This is a genomic window from Bacillus sp. MT94 (assembly GCF_058792475.1).
Map to the genome: position 1 here is coordinate 1 of NZ_JBXAEZ010000015.1, position 15,664 is coordinate 15,664.

Annotated in this window: 14 protein-coding genes and 2 riboswitches; of the genes, 11 read left to right on the forward strand and 3 right to left on the reverse strand. The window is 36.7% G+C overall.

Annotated features, from left to right (window positions below; translation table 11 throughout):
- Positions 1 to 246 precede the first annotated feature (246 nt).
- The 4 genes from tsaE to tsaD are packed head-to-tail and all read left to right on the forward strand — an operon-like array spanning position 247 to position 2,867.
- Entirely contained in the window at positions 247 to 720 is a 474-nt protein-coding gene (gene tsaE / locus AC1Q51_RS27555; protein ID WP_000049640.1) for a tRNA (adenosine(37)-N6)-threonylcarbamoyltransferase complex ATPase subunit type 1 TsaE, read from the forward strand.
- Positions 701 to 1,393 (forward strand): tRNA (adenosine(37)-N6)-threonylcarbamoyltransferase complex dimerization subunit type 1 TsaB, encoded by a 693-nt coding sequence (tsaB, locus tag AC1Q51_RS27560; RefSeq protein WP_000865770.1) that lies wholly within the window; start codon positions 701 to 703, stop codon positions 1,391 to 1,393. The genes tsaE and tsaB overlap by 20 nt, the downstream gene beginning before the upstream one ends.
- Before the next feature lie 14 nt (positions 1,394 to 1,407).
- The gene (rimI, locus tag AC1Q51_RS27565; protein ID WP_000367207.1) at positions 1,408 to 1,851 is read left to right on the forward strand and encodes a ribosomal protein S18-alanine N-acetyltransferase; all 444 of its coding nucleotides are present in this window, start codon (positions 1,408 to 1,410) and stop codon (positions 1,849 to 1,851) included.
- A complete protein-coding gene (gene tsaD, locus AC1Q51_RS27570; protein ID WP_098284761.1) occupies positions 1,851 to 2,867 on the forward strand; it encodes a tRNA (adenosine(37)-N6)-threonylcarbamoyltransferase complex transferase subunit TsaD in 1,017 nt (338 codons plus the stop codon). Before rimI ends, tsaD begins: the two co-directional genes overlap by 1 nt.
- A 484-nt stretch (positions 2,868 to 3,351) precedes the next feature.
- Here tsaD and AC1Q51_RS27575 read toward each other — a convergent pair whose 3' ends face one another.
- The gene (locus AC1Q51_RS27575) at positions 3,352 to 5,286 is read right to left on the reverse strand and encodes an ABC-F family ATP-binding cassette domain-containing protein (RefSeq protein ID WP_217648222.1); all 1,935 of its coding nucleotides are present in this window, start codon (positions 5,284 to 5,286) and stop codon (positions 3,352 to 3,354) included.
- Positions 5,287 to 5,472: 186 nt separating this feature from the next.
- Here AC1Q51_RS27575 and AC1Q51_RS27580 point away from each other — a divergent pair, with 186 nt between their 5' ends.
- Positions 5,473 to 6,102, forward strand: a complete 630-nt coding sequence (locus AC1Q51_RS27580) for a redox-sensing transcriptional repressor Rex (protein WP_000372699.1) — start codon at positions 5,473 to 5,475, stop codon at positions 6,100 to 6,102.
- A gap of 29 nt (positions 6,103 to 6,131) precedes the next feature.
- Here AC1Q51_RS27580 and AC1Q51_RS27585 read toward each other — a convergent pair whose 3' ends face one another.
- Entirely contained in the window at positions 6,132 to 6,323 is a 192-nt protein-coding gene (locus tag AC1Q51_RS27585) for a YdiK family protein (protein WP_001246204.1), read from the reverse strand.
- A complete protein-coding gene (locus AC1Q51_RS27590) occupies positions 6,320 to 7,069 on the reverse strand; it encodes a CPBP family intramembrane glutamic endopeptidase (RefSeq protein ID WP_090978970.1) in 750 nt (249 codons plus the stop codon). Before AC1Q51_RS27590 ends, AC1Q51_RS27585 begins: the two co-directional genes overlap by 4 nt.
- Before the next feature lie 391 nt (positions 7,070 to 7,460).
- On the opposite strand from AC1Q51_RS27590, the gene groES reads away from it, so the two are divergent.
- The 6 genes from groES (at position 7,461) to AC1Q51_RS27620 (ending at position 15,410) form a co-directional block, all read left to right on the forward strand.
- Complete coding sequence (gene groES, locus AC1Q51_RS27595; RefSeq protein WP_000917311.1) at positions 7,461 to 7,745, forward strand: co-chaperone GroES; 285 nt, start codon at positions 7,461 to 7,463, stop codon at positions 7,743 to 7,745.
- A gap of 38 nt (positions 7,746 to 7,783) precedes the next feature.
- Positions 7,784 to 9,418 (forward strand): chaperonin GroEL, encoded by a 1,635-nt coding sequence (gene groL, locus AC1Q51_RS27600; protein WP_001029992.1) that lies wholly within the window; start codon positions 7,784 to 7,786, stop codon positions 9,416 to 9,418.
- A gap of 140 nt (positions 9,419 to 9,558) precedes the next feature.
- Positions 9,559 to 9,660, forward strand: a riboswitch (purine riboswitch).
- 164 nt (positions 9,661 to 9,824) lie between these two features.
- Positions 9,825 to 11,363 (forward strand): glutamine-hydrolyzing GMP synthase, encoded by a 1,539-nt coding sequence (guaA, locus tag AC1Q51_RS27605; protein WP_000743908.1) that lies wholly within the window; start codon positions 9,825 to 9,827, stop codon positions 11,361 to 11,363.
- Between the two features lie 155 nt (positions 11,364 to 11,518).
- Positions 11,519 to 11,620, forward strand: a riboswitch (purine riboswitch).
- Between the two features lie 128 nt (positions 11,621 to 11,748).
- Positions 11,749 to 13,074 (forward strand): NCS2 family permease, encoded by a 1,326-nt coding sequence (locus AC1Q51_RS27610; protein WP_000833094.1) that lies wholly within the window; start codon positions 11,749 to 11,751, stop codon positions 13,072 to 13,074.
- Positions 13,075 to 13,219: 145 nt separating this feature from the next.
- A complete protein-coding gene (locus AC1Q51_RS27615) occupies positions 13,220 to 13,921 on the forward strand; it encodes a response regulator transcription factor (protein WP_000929891.1) in 702 nt (233 codons plus the stop codon).
- Complete coding sequence (locus tag AC1Q51_RS27620) at positions 13,905 to 15,410, forward strand: HAMP domain-containing sensor histidine kinase (RefSeq protein WP_090978976.1); 1,506 nt, start codon at positions 13,905 to 13,907, stop codon at positions 15,408 to 15,410. Before AC1Q51_RS27615 ends, AC1Q51_RS27620 begins: the two co-directional genes overlap by 17 nt.
- Positions 15,411 to 15,664: the final 254 nt, after the last annotated feature.

A 15,664-nucleotide genomic window follows, 5' to 3' on the forward strand; every position in this document is an offset into this window, starting at 1 on the left:
CCGTGGTGTAGTGGTTAACATGCCTGCCTGTCACGCAGGAGATCGCCGGTTCGACCCCGGTCGGGACCGCCATTTTATATAAAGAAAAGAACGAAACAAATTGTTTCGTATTTTTTTATTTGTTTTAACAAAAAACTAATAAAGACAGTCAAACTATCCTTAGGACAACTCCTAAGGACTTTTTTATATATTCAAAACCTGTATAATAAAGAGCAGAGAACATTGTGAGTAAAGTAGGTGAAGTCTGTGAGCAAATATGAAGTAACAACAAAATCTTCTGCGGAAACACAAAGGTTATCAGAAAAACTAGGTGAACTCGTAGAGGCACAAGATGTAATTATTTTAGAAGGAGATCTTGGAGCTGGGAAGACGACTTTTACAAAGGGGCTAGCAAAAGGTCTTGGAGTGAAAAGAGTTGTAAATAGTCCTACCTTTAATATTATTAAAGAATATAAAGGAAGATTACCACTATATCATATGGATGTGTATCGCTTAGCAGAAAGCGAAGAGGACTTAGGCTTTGATGAGTATTTCTACGGTGAAGGAATTACGGTAGTGGAATGGGCTCATTTAATAGAAGCATATTTACCGAATGAAAAGTTACAAATTAGTTTATTCCATGCGGGAGATGACACAAGAAAAATTATACTCGAGCCAATTGGAGATCGCTATATTAGATTATGTGAGGAGCTATTACAAGATGAAAGTACTAGCAATTGATACTTCAAATTACGTAATGGGTGTATCCCTTATTGAGGAAGGAAACGTGATTGGGGAAATCATTACAAATTTGACGAAAAACCATTCTGTACGTCTTATGCCAGCTGTAGAGCAACTGTTAAAAGAATGTGGTGTAAAACCGAAGGAATTAACTAAAATCGTAGTAGCTGCTGGACCTGGATCATATACAGGTGTTCGCATAGGCGTGACAGCGGCAAAAACATTAGCTTGGTCACTTCAAATACCAATTGTAGGTGTATCAAGTTTAGAGGTAGTAGCTGCAAACGGTGCTAACTTTAATGGATTAATTTGTCCTTTATTTGATGGAAGACGTGGGCAAATCTATACTGGATTATATACATATGAAGGAGAGCAGTTAACTTCAATAGAAGAAGACCGAATTATTCTTATTGTGGACTGGTTGCAAATGTTAAAAGATAAAGGACAGCCTGTTTTATTTATCGGTAATGATGTTAAATTGCATAAAGAAATAATTATAGAACATTTAGGTGATCAAGCTGTATTCGCTCCGTTTACTAAAAATAATCCAAGACCAAGTGAGCTAGCATTCTTAGGGTTACAAAAAGAAGAACAAGATGTGCATACGTTTGTTCCGAGCTATCTTCGTTTAGCTGAAGCTGAAACAAAGTGGTTAGAAAGTCAAAACAAGTAGGGGCCTTGCAGAAGATGGATATGATATTTAGAAAGATGGAACTTGATGATATTGCTCAAATTGTAGCTATTGAAGAAGTGTCTTTTTCAACTCCTTGGACTGCAGATGCCTTTCACCGTGAATTAACGATGAATGAACATGCACATTATATTGTGTTAGAAAAAGATGGTCGTGTAATCGGATATTGTGGATTGTGGATAATTATTGATGAATCACATATAACAAATATAGCTATTTTGCCAGAATACCGAGGTCAAAAATTAGGAGATGCCTTATTGAAAGCAGTTATTTCAGAAGCGAAAGAACTAGGGGTAAAAACAATGACGCTTGAAGTACGTGTATCAAATGAAGTAGCAAAGCAGTTGTACAAAAAATATGGATTTCAAAATGGTGGAATTCGTAAACGATACTATGCAGACAATCAGGAAGATGGTCTTGTAATGTGGGTGAATATATAATGGAAAAAAATACGATTATACTTGGGATTGAAACAAGCTGTGATGAAACAGCGGTGGCGGTTGTTAAAAATGGAACGGAAATTATTGCGAATGTCGTTGCATCACAAATCGAAAGTCATAAACGTTTTGGCGGGGTTGTACCAGAGATTGCATCCCGTCATCATGTAGAAGAAATTACAGTTGTGTTAGAAGAAGCTTTAAAAGAAGCAAATATCACATTTGATGATATTGATGCAATTGCTGTAACAGAAGGGCCTGGTTTAGTAGGAGCACTTTTAATTGGGGTAAATGCAGCGAAGGCAGTAGCTTTTGCACATGATATTCCGTTAGTCGGTGTTCATCATATTGCTGGCCATATTTATGCGAACCGTTTAGTAAAAGAAGTTCAATTCCCGCTATTATCACTTGTTGTATCTGGTGGGCATACAGAACTTGTTTATATGAAAGAACATGGTTCATTTGAAGTAATTGGTGAAACGCGAGATGATGCAGCTGGAGAAGCATATGATAAAGTAGCTCGTACGTTATCTATGCCATATCCAGGTGGTCCTCATATTGATCGTCTTGCACATGAAGGAGAACCAACAATTGATTTGCCTCGTGCATGGCTAGAACCGAATTCATATGATTTTAGCTTTAGTGGATTGAAATCAGCAGTTATCAACACTGTGCATAACGCGAAACAACGTGGTATAGAAATTAAACCAGAAGATTTAGCGGCAAGTTTCCAAGAAAGTGTAATAGATGTACTTGTAAAGAAAGCAGCTCGTGCAGCAGAGGCTTATAATGTAAAGCAATTACTTCTTGCTGGTGGAGTAGCTGCTAATAAAGGACTTCGTGCGCGATTAGAAGAAGAATTTGCACAAAAAGAAAACATTGAACTAATTATTCCACCGCTATCTTTATGCACAGATAATGCAGCAATGATTGCAGCGGCAGGGACAATTGCGTATGAACAAGGCAAGCGTGCAACATTAGCCTTAAATGCGAATCCAGGATTAGATATTGAAGCATAGTTATGCACATAATTAACCACAGCTTGTGGATAAAACCCATATTATCTGTTGATAATGTGGGTTTTGTTGTGTATATAAAGTGTTGATATCTTTTTTGATAGTTGTGGATAATGTGGAAAAGTTGTTTTGATAGCTATTTTATAAAGGTGGATATGTGTATAAGTTTGTGGATAAACTAGATGAAGTCTGACCTTTGAATATATTGTTTTTCGGGAAATAAAAAGTAAGAAGATATCCCTGAAAAACATTTTGAAATATCCTTCTATTATAGAGGGTGCTGATATTGTCAATCCTTGTCGGTAAATCGATATTTCGTGTCGAATCGTTTATATATATAGGGTTACGATAGATGTATTTGAAAATTGGTTGATATATTCCGAGTTACCATTGATATATTCAAAAAATTATTTATGTACTTAAAGAAAAAAGATGTCACATAGTCAAAAATCATGACTGATGAGACATCTTCCTTATTTAAATACTCTTATACATGCAGCTCTTCCCACTCTGCCATACAAGTTTCAAGTTGTACTTGTAGCGTTTGTTTTTTAGTTGTAATTTCACTCGCTTTTTCATAATCTGCATATATTTCTGGTAAGCAAAGTTGATCTTCTAACGTAGCAATTTCTTCTTCTAAGTTTACGATGTTTTGTTCTAGTTCTTCAATTTTTCGAGTGCGTTGACGTTCTAATTGTTTACGCTCTTTTTCTTCGAGATAATTTAATTTTTCTTGAGCTACAGTTTTTTGAACAGGTGCCTGATTTTCTTGCTGTTCAAGTTGTTCAAATGCTGCGCGTTCAATCATTTCATTTTTCTTCTCCACATAGTAATCGTAATCCCCTAAATATTCCTGTGCACCTTCTGTTGATAACTCAATCACAGTCGTTGTTACACGGTTAATGAAGTAGCGGTCATGTGAGACAAATAGAAGAGTCCCTGGATAATCAATTAAAGCATTCTCTAAAATCTCTTTGCTATTTAAATCAAGGTGGTTCGTAGGCTCATCCAGAATTAATAAATTTGACTTTTGCATCATAAGCTTCGCAAGAGCTAATCGAGCTTTTTGTCCACCACTAAGGGAAGATACTGGTTTCAGTACATCATCTCCTGTAAATAAAAAGTTCCCGAGTATAGTACGGATTTCTTTTTCAGGTTGCAGTGGATATTCATCCCATAGTTCATTTAAAACCCGTTTAGAAGATGTTAAGTTTGCTTGTTCTTGATCATAATAACCAACAGATACATTTGATCCGAAAGAAACATCACCATTTAATAGTGGTAACTTATTCACAATAGATTTTAATAATGTGGATTTCCCAATTCCGTTTGGACCAACTAAAGCAACACTATCTCCGCGAGTTAAGCGCATAGTTACGTTTTCAATTATAGGGTCCTCATCATAGCCAATGGTTGCATCCTTTACTTGTAAAACATCATTTCCACTTTGCTTTTCAATATCGAAGTGGAATGATGCTGACTTAGAATCCCCTAATGGTCTCGTTAATAATTCCATTCTGTCTAGTTGTTTACGGCGACTTTGAGCACGTTTCGTTGTAGAGGCGCGAGCTATATTCTTTTGAACGAAGTCCTCAAGTTTTGCGATTTCATCTTGTTGTTTTTCGTAACGTTTCATTTCTTGCTCATATAATGCTGATTTTAAGTCTAAATATTTACTGTAGTTACCAACAAATCGTCTGCTTTCTTTATTCGAAATTTCATATACTTGTGTAACAAGTTTGTCTAAGAAATAACGGTCATGTGAAACGATTAATATTGCGCCAGGATAACCTTGTAAATATTGCTCAAGCCATGTTAATGTTTCGATGTCTAAATGGTTTGTAGGCTCGTCCAAAATAAGTAAGTCTGGTTTTGTTAATAATAATTTTCCGAGAGCTAATCTTGTTTTTTGCCCACCGCTTAAAGTAGAAATCGTCGTCTGGTGCGTTTCAACTGGGAAGCCAAGGCCGCTTAAAATGGAGCGAATATCCGCTTCATATTGATATCCACCTTGATCTTTATAATTGAGTTGCAATTGGTCATAATCAGCTAACAATCTTTCATATATAGCTTCGTTTGAAAAGTTTTCTTCTTTTCCCATTTCTTGCTCAAGCCTTCGAAGTTTTGTCTCCATTTGCTGTAAGTGGGTAAAGACGGTTAGCATTTCATCCCAAATTGTTAAAGACGTTTCTAGGCCGGTATTTTGAGCTAAATACCCGATTGAGACATCTTTCGGTTTTATAATTTCGCCACCATCATGTGATAACTCACCAGCGATAATTTTTAATAATGTAGATTTTCCAGCTCCATTCCTTCCGACTAATGCGATACGATCTTTTGTTTGTACTTCCAATTTTATGTTTGCAAGAATTGTTTCTGCACCGTATAATTTCGAAAGTCCATTTACTTGTAATAAAATCAATGTTTTCACCTCAAATAATTTCTTAACTTTGCCATGTTTATATTTCTCAATCATACTAAAAATAGTGTATAGTTTAAAATAAGAGAGAATACTTCTTCTCTTTATTATACAAGGAATTTAATGAGTGCTAAACTTCTGTATTTGATTAAAGTATATGAATAAAGATAGGAAGAGAGGAGAGGTCATATGGATCAGCAAAAGATTCCACAAGCCACTGCTAAAAGATTGCCTCTATACTATCGATTTATCCAAAACTTATCTCTTTCTGGTAAGCAGCGTGTTTCATCGGCCGAATTGAGTGAAGCGGTAAAAGTAGATTCCGCAACAATACGAAGAGATTTTTCGTATTTTGGAGCGTTAGGGAAAAAGGGATATGGATATAACGTAAATTATTTATTATCATTTTTCCGCGAAACACTTGATCAAGATGATATAACGCGTGTAGCACTTATTGGAGTAGGTAATTTAGGGACCGCTTTCTTACATTATAATTTCACGAAAAACAATAATACAAAAATTGAAATGGCATTTGATGTTAGTGAAGAGAAAGTTGGAACAGAAATCGGGGGCATTCCTGTATACCATTTAGATGAATTAGAAGAGAGATTATCAAATGATATACAAGTGGCAATATTAACAGTACCGGCTACAGTAGCACAAGCTGTAGCAGATAGATTAGCTGAAACGAGCGTGCATGGTATTTTGAATTTCACACCAGCACGATTAAACGTATCAGAGAATATTAGAATTCATCATATTGATTTAGCTGTAGAGTTACAAACATTAGTTTACTTTTTGAAAAACTATCCACAATAAAACGCAGAGGAAGCGACCTCTGCGTTTTATTATTGTTTCTTCTTTGTGAATTTAACTAATATAAGGCGAAGTGCCAAATTAAAATCAATTGTTGCCATAACTGCAAATAGTATTGTCCACACATTCCAGATTGTATCTGTCACGTTCGTAATGGCGAAGCGTGTAAAGATACATCCAAGAAGGAAGTATAGTGCAGCCATGAACAATGGTGAGTTTCTCATACAAAAAATCCTCCGATAAAGCCTTGCATTTTTTCAGCTTCTTTAATCATTTCTTGAATTTGCTCATTGCTCATAAAAATTTGCCCAATAGCGACTAATGTATTCATCGCAACATGAGCTGCAATCGGAACGATAATACGCTTCGTCTTCACATATAAGAAGGCGAATACGAGCCCCATAGCAGTGTATACCAATAAATGAGTAAAATCAAAATGAATTGCTGCGAATACAAGCGAACTAATGATAGCTGCAATAAAGAAGTTAAACTTCTTATAAAGTGTACCAAATAAAATTTTTCTAAATACGATTTCTTCCAAGATAGGTCCGATTATAGATACGACAATAAGGAACCAAGGTGTCGTTCTTGCAATTTCCATCAGTTTCATTGTATTTTCTGAACCTTGTTTAATTCCTAGCAGCTGCATCTCGATCATACCGGCAACTATTTGTGAAAAGAAAGCCAAGAAGAAGCCGATGAAAATCCATCCAATAGTAGCTGGAACAGAAGAGCGCATTGCATCTAAATGCCTGTCACGAATGTCTGTTCTAAGTAACCAAAGTACGATACATAATGCAACAAAGAAGCTAATAATTGCCCAGTGTCCCGTTATGATTTGTCCTTTTTCCTCCATGGTAAATCCTCTATTATCATAGAGTCCTGTTTTTAGGAGAAGTGGCAATCCAACAACGCCAGATAACTGCATTAAAATGTATGTAACGATAATCCACCAGTATTGTTTCTTCAAATGGTTTAACCATCCTTTCTAACTATAGTGTATGAGATAAGTTAGGATAACATGTAAATATGCTACCTACGATATAAACCTCACTTGAATTATGTTTTTTTCGTAAATCCTTATTTGAAATTATAATAGAAGACAGGAGAAAGTTGTGTGTGTAGCGAAAACAACTTAGGGTGTCCTTTCATATTGTAACATACGAGCAGTGGAAACAACGATTCATATAGTAAAGGCAGTATTCTATATAGAAAGTTTATATAGTGATTTGCGAAAAAATTATGATTTTTTTACTTGCAAAAGAAATTGAGATTATTTATTATTATAAGTGTGTTAGCACTCGGATGACTTGAGTGCTAATAAAAGAAATTTACATAACAAAATGAGGAGGTTATTGTTCATGCTAAAGCCATTAGGTGATCGCGTTGTAATTGAGCTTGTTCAAGCAGAAGAAAAAACAGCAAGTGGTATCGTATTACCAGATACTGCAAAAGAAAAACCACAAGAGGGTAAAGTTGTTGCAGTAGGTACTGGTCGAGTGCTTGAGAATGGTGAGCGTGTTGCTTTAGAGGTAGCAGCAGGTGATCTTATCATCTTCTCAAAATATGCAGGTACTGAAGTGAAATATGAAGGTACAGACTACTTGATTTTACGTGAAAGTGACATTTTAGCAGTTATCGGTTAATTATATAAATCTTAAAAAATCCAAGGGGGTCAATTATTATGGCAAAAGATATTAAATTTAGTGAAGAAGCACGTCGTTCGATGCTTCGCGGTGTCGACACTCTTGCAAACGCAGTAAAAGTAACGCTTGGACCAAAAGGTCGTAACGTTGTACTTGAGAAAAAATTTGGTTCACCACTTATTACAAATGATGGTGTAACAATCGCAAAAGAAATCGAATTAGAAGATGCATTCGAAAACATGGGTGCGAAATTAGTAGCAGAAGTTGCTAGCAAAACAAATGATGTAGCTGGTGACGGAACAACAACTGCAACTGTATTAGCGCAAGCTATGATTCGTGAAGGTCTTAAAAACGTAACAGCTGGTGCTAACCCAATGGGTCTTCGTAAAGGTATCGAAAAAGCTGTTACTGCTGCAATTGAAGAATTAAAAACGATTTCTAAACCAATCGAAGGCAAATCTTCTATCGCACAAGTAGCTGCTATTTCTGCAGCTGACGAAGAAGTAGGTCAATTAATCGCTGAAGCAATGGAGCGCGTTGGTAACGACGGCGTTATTACTTTAGAAGAGTCTAAAGGATTTACAACAGAATTAGACGTAGTAGAAGGTATGCAATTTGATCGTGGATATGCATCTCCTTACATGATTACTGATTCTGATAAAATGGAAGCAGTTCTTGATAACCCATATATCTTAATTACTGACAAAAAGATTTCTAACATTCAAGAAATCTTACCGGTATTAGAGCAAGTGGTACAACAAGGTAAACCACTTCTTATCATTGCTGAAGATGTAGAAGGCGAAGCTTTAGCTACATTAGTAGTGAACAAACTTCGTGGTACATTCAATGTAGTAGCTGTTAAAGCTCCTGGATTTGGTGACCGTCGTAAAGCAATGCTAGAAGATATCGCAATCTTAACTGGTGGCGAAGTAATCACTGAAGAATTAGGTCGTGACTTAAAATCTGCTACAGTTGAATCTTTAGGACGCGCTGGTAAAGTTGTTGTTACAAAAGAAAACACAACTGTAGTTGAAGGTATTGGAAATACAGAGCAAATCGCAGCTCGCATCGGTCAAATTCGTGCGCAATTAGAAGAAACAACTTCTGAATTCGATCGTGAAAAATTACAAGAGCGACTTGCTAAACTAGCAGGTGGCGTAGCAGTAATTAAAGTCGGTGCAGCAACTGAAACTGAGTTAAAAGAGCGCAAACTTCGCATTGAAGATGCACTTAACTCAACTCGTGCAGCAGTAGAAGAAGGTATCGTTGCAGGTGGTGGTACTTCACTTATGAACGTATACACGAAAGTAGCTTCTATCGTAGCTGAAGGCGACGAAGCAACAGGTATCAACATCGTACTTCGTGCACTAGAAGAGCCAGTTCGTCAAATCGCAATCAACGCTGGTCTAGAAGGATCTGTAGTTGTAGAGCGTCTAAAAGGCGAAAAAGTAGGCGTTGGTTTCAACGCAGCTACTGGCGAATGGGTTAACATGCTTGAGTCTGGTATCGTAGATCCAGCTAAAGTAACTCGTTCTGCACTTCAAAACGCAGCATCTGTTGCAGCTATGTTCTTAACAACTGAAGCTGTAGTAGCTGACAAGCCAGAACCAAATGCACCAGCAATGCCTGACATGGGCGGCATGGGCATGGGCGGTATGGGCGGAATGATGTAATTCCGTTTGCCCTAAAAAACATCCATTTCTATATAGAAATGGATGTTTTTTTATGTTTTTTAGAAAAGGAAATGAATTTCTGTAGAATTTTGTCGCTTTCTCTCTTGACCATATAGATACTTCATTGTTAGAATCTAGGAAGATAATATAAAACGATCCTTCATATATCCTCAATGATATGGTTTGAGAGTCTCTACCGGGTTACCGTAAACAACCTGACTATGAAGGCAGTGTGTCTTATATTTATAAAGAGCGGAGACTATCTTTCTTTATAAAGTCAGACCCCTGCCTTTTCTTTGTTATGAGACTAGAGGCGGAGGACTGGCTTTTTTTATTATATTAGTAATGCTTTTCGCCAAATTGGTGAAAATATTTATATACGAGAACTAACGTTGGGGTGATTATTTTGAAGAAGCAACACGATACAATTATCGTTTTAGATTTTGGAAGTCAATACAATCAGTTAATAGCACGTCGAATTCGTGAGTTCGGTGTATACAGTGAACTTCATCCACATACAATTACTGCAGAAGAAATTAAAGCAATGAATCCAAAAGGGATTATTTTCTCTGGTGGACCAAATAGCGTATACGGTGAAGGTGCATTACATTGTGATGAAAAAATCTTCGAACTAGGTTTACCGATCTTCGGTATCTGTTACGGTATGCAGCTTATGACACAACACTTCGGTGGTAAAGTAGAGCGTGCCAACCACCGTGAGTACGGAAAAGCTGTTCTTAAAGTAGAGAACGAATCAAAATTATATGCGAACCTTCCAGAAGAGCAAGTTGTATGGATGAGCCATGGCGACTTAGTAACTGGTTTACCTGAAGGATTCGTAGTAGACGCAACAAGTGAGTCTTGCCCAATTGCTGGTATGAGCAATGAAGCGAAAAACTTATACGGTGTACAATTCCACCCAGAAGTACGTCACTCTGAGCACGGTAACGATTTAATTAAAAACTTCGTATTCGGCGTATGTGGTTGTTCTGAAGGATGGAACATGGAGAACTTTATCGAAGTAGAATTAGAAAAGATTCGTGAAACTGTTGGAGACAAAAAAGTACTATGTGCACTTAGTGGCGGCGTAGACTCTTCTGTTGTAGCAGTATTAATTCATAAAGCAATCGGCGATCAGTTAACATGTATTTTCGTTGACCACGGTTTACTTCGTAAAGGTGAAGCAGAAGGCGTTATGAAAACATTTAGCGAAGGCTTCCATATGAACGTTATTAAAGTGGATGCACAAGAACGCTTCATGAATAAGTTAAAAGGTGTAGAAGATCCAGAACAAAAACGTAAAATCATCGGTAACGAATTCATTTACGTATTTGATGATGAAGCATCTAAATTACAAGGTATGGACTTCTTAGCACAAGGTACACTTTACACAGATATCGTTGAAAGTGGTACAGCAACTGCACAAACAATTAAATCTCACCATAACGTGGGTGGACTTCCAGAAGACATGCAGTTCAAATTAATTGAGCCTTTAAATACGTTATTTAAAGATGAAGTACGTGTATTAGGATCTGAACTAGGAATTCCTGATGAAATCGTATGGCGTCAACCATTCCCAGGTCCTGGTCTTGGTATTCGTGTATTAGGTGAAATCACAGAAGAGAAATTAGAAATCGTTCGTGAATCTGATGCGATTTTACGTGAAGAAATTATTAAAGCGGGATTAGACCGTGAAATTTGGCAATACTTCACTGCACTTCCTGGTATGCGTAGCGTAGGTGTTATGGGTGACGAGCGTACTTACGATTACACAGTAGGTATCCGTGCAGTAACATCTATTGACGGTATGACAGCTGACTGGGCACGTATCCCTTGGGACGTACTAGAGAAAATCTCTGTTCGTATCGTAAACGAAGTAAAACACGTTAACCGTATCGTGTATGATGTAACGAGTAAGCCACCAGCAACTATTGAGTGGGAATAGTATTGTAATAAAAAAGATCCATCTATCATTCATGAATAGATGGATCTTTTTGTTTTCGTTGTTAATACGAACGAAAATATAAAAAAATATAAAAATGTTCGCTTTTAAATTGACAAAAATACATTCAAGAGTTAATATGAGTATGTAATTCAAACGAAAAGTGAATATTATGCCGTCGTATAATATCGGGGATATGGCCCGAAAGTTTCTACCTAGCTACCGTAAATGGCTTGACTACGAGGCGTTTAGATAAAGATGAGGGGAAACTTGTCTTTATTCATAGAACGCTTCCATGTATATGCAATGGAAGCCTTTTTTATTTTTAATAGATAAAAGAGGGCTAGGAAGATTACGGCGAGTAATCATATAACGGGGGAAACGTAGGATGAAACGCTATTTTCAATTTGATGAGCTCGGTACGAATTATAAGACTGAGTTCATAGCGGGGTTAACAACATTTCTATCTATGGCTTACGTACTGTTTGTCAATCCTGCTACGCTGTCGCTTGGAAATGTTAAAGGGTTACCAGCAGGTACAGGGATGGATCCAGGTGCAGTATTCGTTGCTACGGCATTAGCGGCAGCAATCGGTTCGTTAATTATGGGTATTTTCGCGAAGTATCCAATTGCTTTAGCGCCAGGTATGGGAATTAACGCGTTCTTTGCTTATACAGCAGTGTTAACGATGGGTATTCCGTGGCAAACGGCCATTGCCGGAACATTAATGTCAGGTATTATCTTTATTATTCTTACTGCTTCAGGTATTCGTGAAAAAATCATTAATGCAATTCCATCGGAGTTAAAGTTTGCAGTAGCAGCAGGTATCGGATTGTTCATTGCATTCCTTGGATTCCAAAATGCTGGAATTATCGTGAAAAATGATGCTGTTCTTGTTGGGTTGGGGGACTTAACAAAGGGCACAACGTTACTAGCAATCTTCGGGGTTGTTACGACAATCATCTTCATGATTAAGAAAGTTAATGGTGCTGTATTTTACGGTATGATTCTTACAGCGATCTTAGGAGTGGCAACAGGATTAATTGATACTCCGAAAGCTGTAGTGGGAGCAATACCGAGTCTAGAACCAACGTTCGGTGCTGCGTTAACGCACTTCGGAGATATTTTTACAGTTCAAATGGGGATTGTTATTATAACGTTTTTCTTTATCGATTTCTTTGATACAGCAGGTACGCTTGTAGCGGTTGCGAATCAAGCTGGATTAATGAAGAACAATAAATTACCACGTGCAGGAAAAGCATTATTTGCAGATGCGATTGCGACTGTAATTGGTGCGATCTTGGGTACATCAACAACAACGTCTTACATTGAATCGTCTGCAGGGGTAGCAGCGGGAGGACGTTCTGGATTTACAGCAGTTGTAACAGCAGGATTCTTCTTACTGGCACTATTCTTCTCGCCATTACTAAGTGTTGTAACGCCAGCTGTAACGGCACCAGCTTTAATTATTGTAGGAATCTTGATGGTTTCTTCTTTAGGGGAAATTGATTGGAAGAAATTCGAGATTGCAGTGCCAGCATTCTTTACAATTATCTCTATGCCACTTACGTATAGTATCGCAACTGGGATTGCGATTGGATTTATCTTCTATCCAATTACAATGGTTGTGAGTGGTCGTCGTAAAGAGGTTCATCCGATTATGTATGTTATGGGAGTTTTATTCGTACTATATTTCATCTACGTTCGTAAATAAAAGGGGTTTTTTCAAAGGTCTAGACTTAAGGGGAGTCTAGACCTTTTTTGCGTCTTCAGAAAAACTTAAGGATTTCCGAGCGTTTTTCTTCAGAAGTTTTCCTATAATAGAAGTTAGGGATTAAAAAAGTAATGGGGGAGATATTGTGGCACACGAAACAATACTTGTCGTAGATGATGAAAAAGAAATTCGGAATTTAATTACAATCTATTTAAAGAATGAAGGATATAAAGTATTACAAGCAGGGGACGGAGAAGAAGGGCTACGTTTACTGGAAGAAAATGAAGTGCATCTAGTCGTATTAGATATTATGATGCCGAAAGTAGATGGTATTCATATGTGTATGAAAGTAAGAGAATCGAAAGAGATGCCTATCATTATGCTTTCTGCGAAAACGCAAGATATGGATAAGATTTTAGGATTAACAACAGGAGCAGATGATTACGTAACGAAGCCCTTTAATCCATTAGAGTTAATTGCACGAATTAAATCTCAGTTACGCCGTTATATGAAAATGAATGGTTTTGCTATTCAAAATGAGGACGAGCTAGAAATTGGAGAGATGAAAATAAATATCTCGACCCATAAAGTTATTGTAGAGGGAGAAGAAGTGAAACTAACCCCAAGGGAATTTTCAATTTTAGAATTGCTAGCTAGAAATCCAGGTATGGTGTTTAGTGCGGAGCAAATTTATGAAAAGGTGTGGAACGAACGATCTTTCCAGTCTGATAATACTGTAATGGTGCATATTCGAAAAGTACGTGAAAAGATTGAGGAGAATCCAAGGAAGCCTAGATATATAAAAACAGTATGGGGAGTGGGGTATAAGATTGAAAAAGATATTTAATCCGTTTACTTATGTTCGGAAAATTCGAGAATTAATTGGAAAGATAATAAAGAGCGTGAAACGGAGTATAAGGATTCAACTTATTACGGCGTTTACTGCTTGTGCGTTATTAGGTCTCTTTGTATCAACGAAGATAGTAGCACCTATTTTTGAAGATGCTAGCCAGCATGCCGAGATTAATTACAGAGATGGTATGGAGCAAATTAATCGTAAAGCTCAAAGTACAGCGGAAATGATGGTTGCTGAAAATAAATTAGATGCTGTACAAAATATGATAGAACTAGAAAATGAGAATTTAGAGCAAGGGCATGATGCCTTTAAAATATTAGTTACTGACGAAAATGGTAAAGTTTTGTATAAGACGAAGCAAGCGCAAGAAGAACAAATTAATTTGCATAATACAATTCGTAATGCGACTTCATTTGCTATCAATTATTCAAATAATAATGATATTGAAAGATCAAGAAAAGAGTTTATTACATTCTCGCCTATTACAATTGAAGGTAAGAACTTATATATGTTTGTAAGCGGGATTCCTCAAGGCGAGGTAGTGTATTATAAAGTAGAAGGACCATTCCCATTTTTAATTGGTGTCCTTGTATTCATTTTCTCTTTCTTCTATATAACAAAGAGAAAGATGAAGCAGATTGAAGCAATGGCAGAAGGTGTAAAGGAAATAGAAAAAGGAAACTTAGCGTACCGCATTGAGAAGAAAGGTGAAGATGAGATTGCGTCTTTAACTGAGAATATTAATAATATGGCGGAAGAGCTTATGAATAATATAGAAAAAGAGCGTAAATTAGAAAAGCAGAAAAATGAGCTTATTACGAATGTATCTCATGATTTACGTACACCGCTTACTTCTATTATGGGTTACTTACGATTACTTCGAGATTCTAAATATGAAAATCAAGAACAACATGATGAGTATACGAGAATTGCTTTTGCAAAGTCGGAGCAGCTAAAGAATTTAATAGAAGATTTATTTGAGTATACGAAGTTAACAAATGAACAAGTTATATTAGAAAAACAAGAAGTTTGTATGAATGAGTTACTCGAGCAATTAATAGAAGAATTAGTACCGCAGGCGGAAGAGCATGGACTTACGTTTGTTAAGAAGTTTCCTGAGGAACGTGCTTATGCATCGATTGATTCGGAAAAGATGGTTCGTGTATTTGATAATTTACTAATGAATGCGATTAAGTATAGTAAAGATGATGGGGAGATAAAAGTTTCTCTTCAAAGGCAGCGCAGGGATATACAAATTGTAATTGCGAATCATAGTGAAGAGTTTACGAGAGAAGAGTTAGCGAATTTGTTTGAACGTTTCTATAAGAAGGATCAATCTCGAAGTAGAGTAACAGAAGGTTCTGGACTTGGGCTTGCGATTGCGAAAAGTATTGTTGAGTTACAAGGTGGTAGTATTCGAGCTGAATATGAGGAGGGCATTATTCGATTTATCGTCTCTTTACCTATTATAGAAAAATAATAAACGATAGCGTGTTACATGATAAAAAGACTTATTTTAAAAAGAAATAAGTCTTTTTATATTTTTTTAGAAAAACATATTGACGATTAGAGTTTAGAGGTGTAGTATTATACGAGTCGCTGATGACAACAACGTCGAAAGCGGCAAACGAAATGAAAAACTTAGTTGACATTAACTAACGAAGATGTTAACATAAGGAAGTCGCAAATGAGCGACCAAGTAGTTCTTTGAAAACTGAACGAAACAAACAACGT

Bases quoted from the DNA above. Each gene is read 5' to 3' on its own strand.
- tsaB (WP_000865770.1), top strand. From the start codon at position 701: ATGAAAGTACTAGCAATTGATACTTCAAATTACGTAATGGGTGTATCC.
- rimI (WP_000367207.1), top strand. From the start codon at position 1,408: ATGGATATGATATTTAGAAAGATGGAACTTGATGATATTGCTCAAATT.
- tsaD (WP_098284761.1), top strand. From the start codon at position 1,851: ATGGAAAAAAATACGATTATACTTGGGATTGAAACAAGCTGTGATGAA.
- AC1Q51_RS27580 (WP_000372699.1), top strand. From the start codon at position 5,473: ATGGATCAGCAAAAGATTCCACAAGCCACTGCTAAAAGATTGCCTCTA.
- AC1Q51_RS27585 (WP_001246204.1), bottom strand. From the start codon at position 6,323: ATGAGAAACTCACCATTGTTCATGGCTGCACTATACTTCCTTCTTGGA.
- groES (WP_000917311.1), top strand. From the start codon at position 7,461: ATGCTAAAGCCATTAGGTGATCGCGTTGTAATTGAGCTTGTTCAAGCA.
- groL (WP_001029992.1), top strand. From the start codon at position 7,784: ATGGCAAAAGATATTAAATTTAGTGAAGAAGCACGTCGTTCGATGCTT.
- AC1Q51_RS27610 (WP_000833094.1), top strand. From the start codon at position 11,749: ATGAAACGCTATTTTCAATTTGATGAGCTCGGTACGAATTATAAGACT.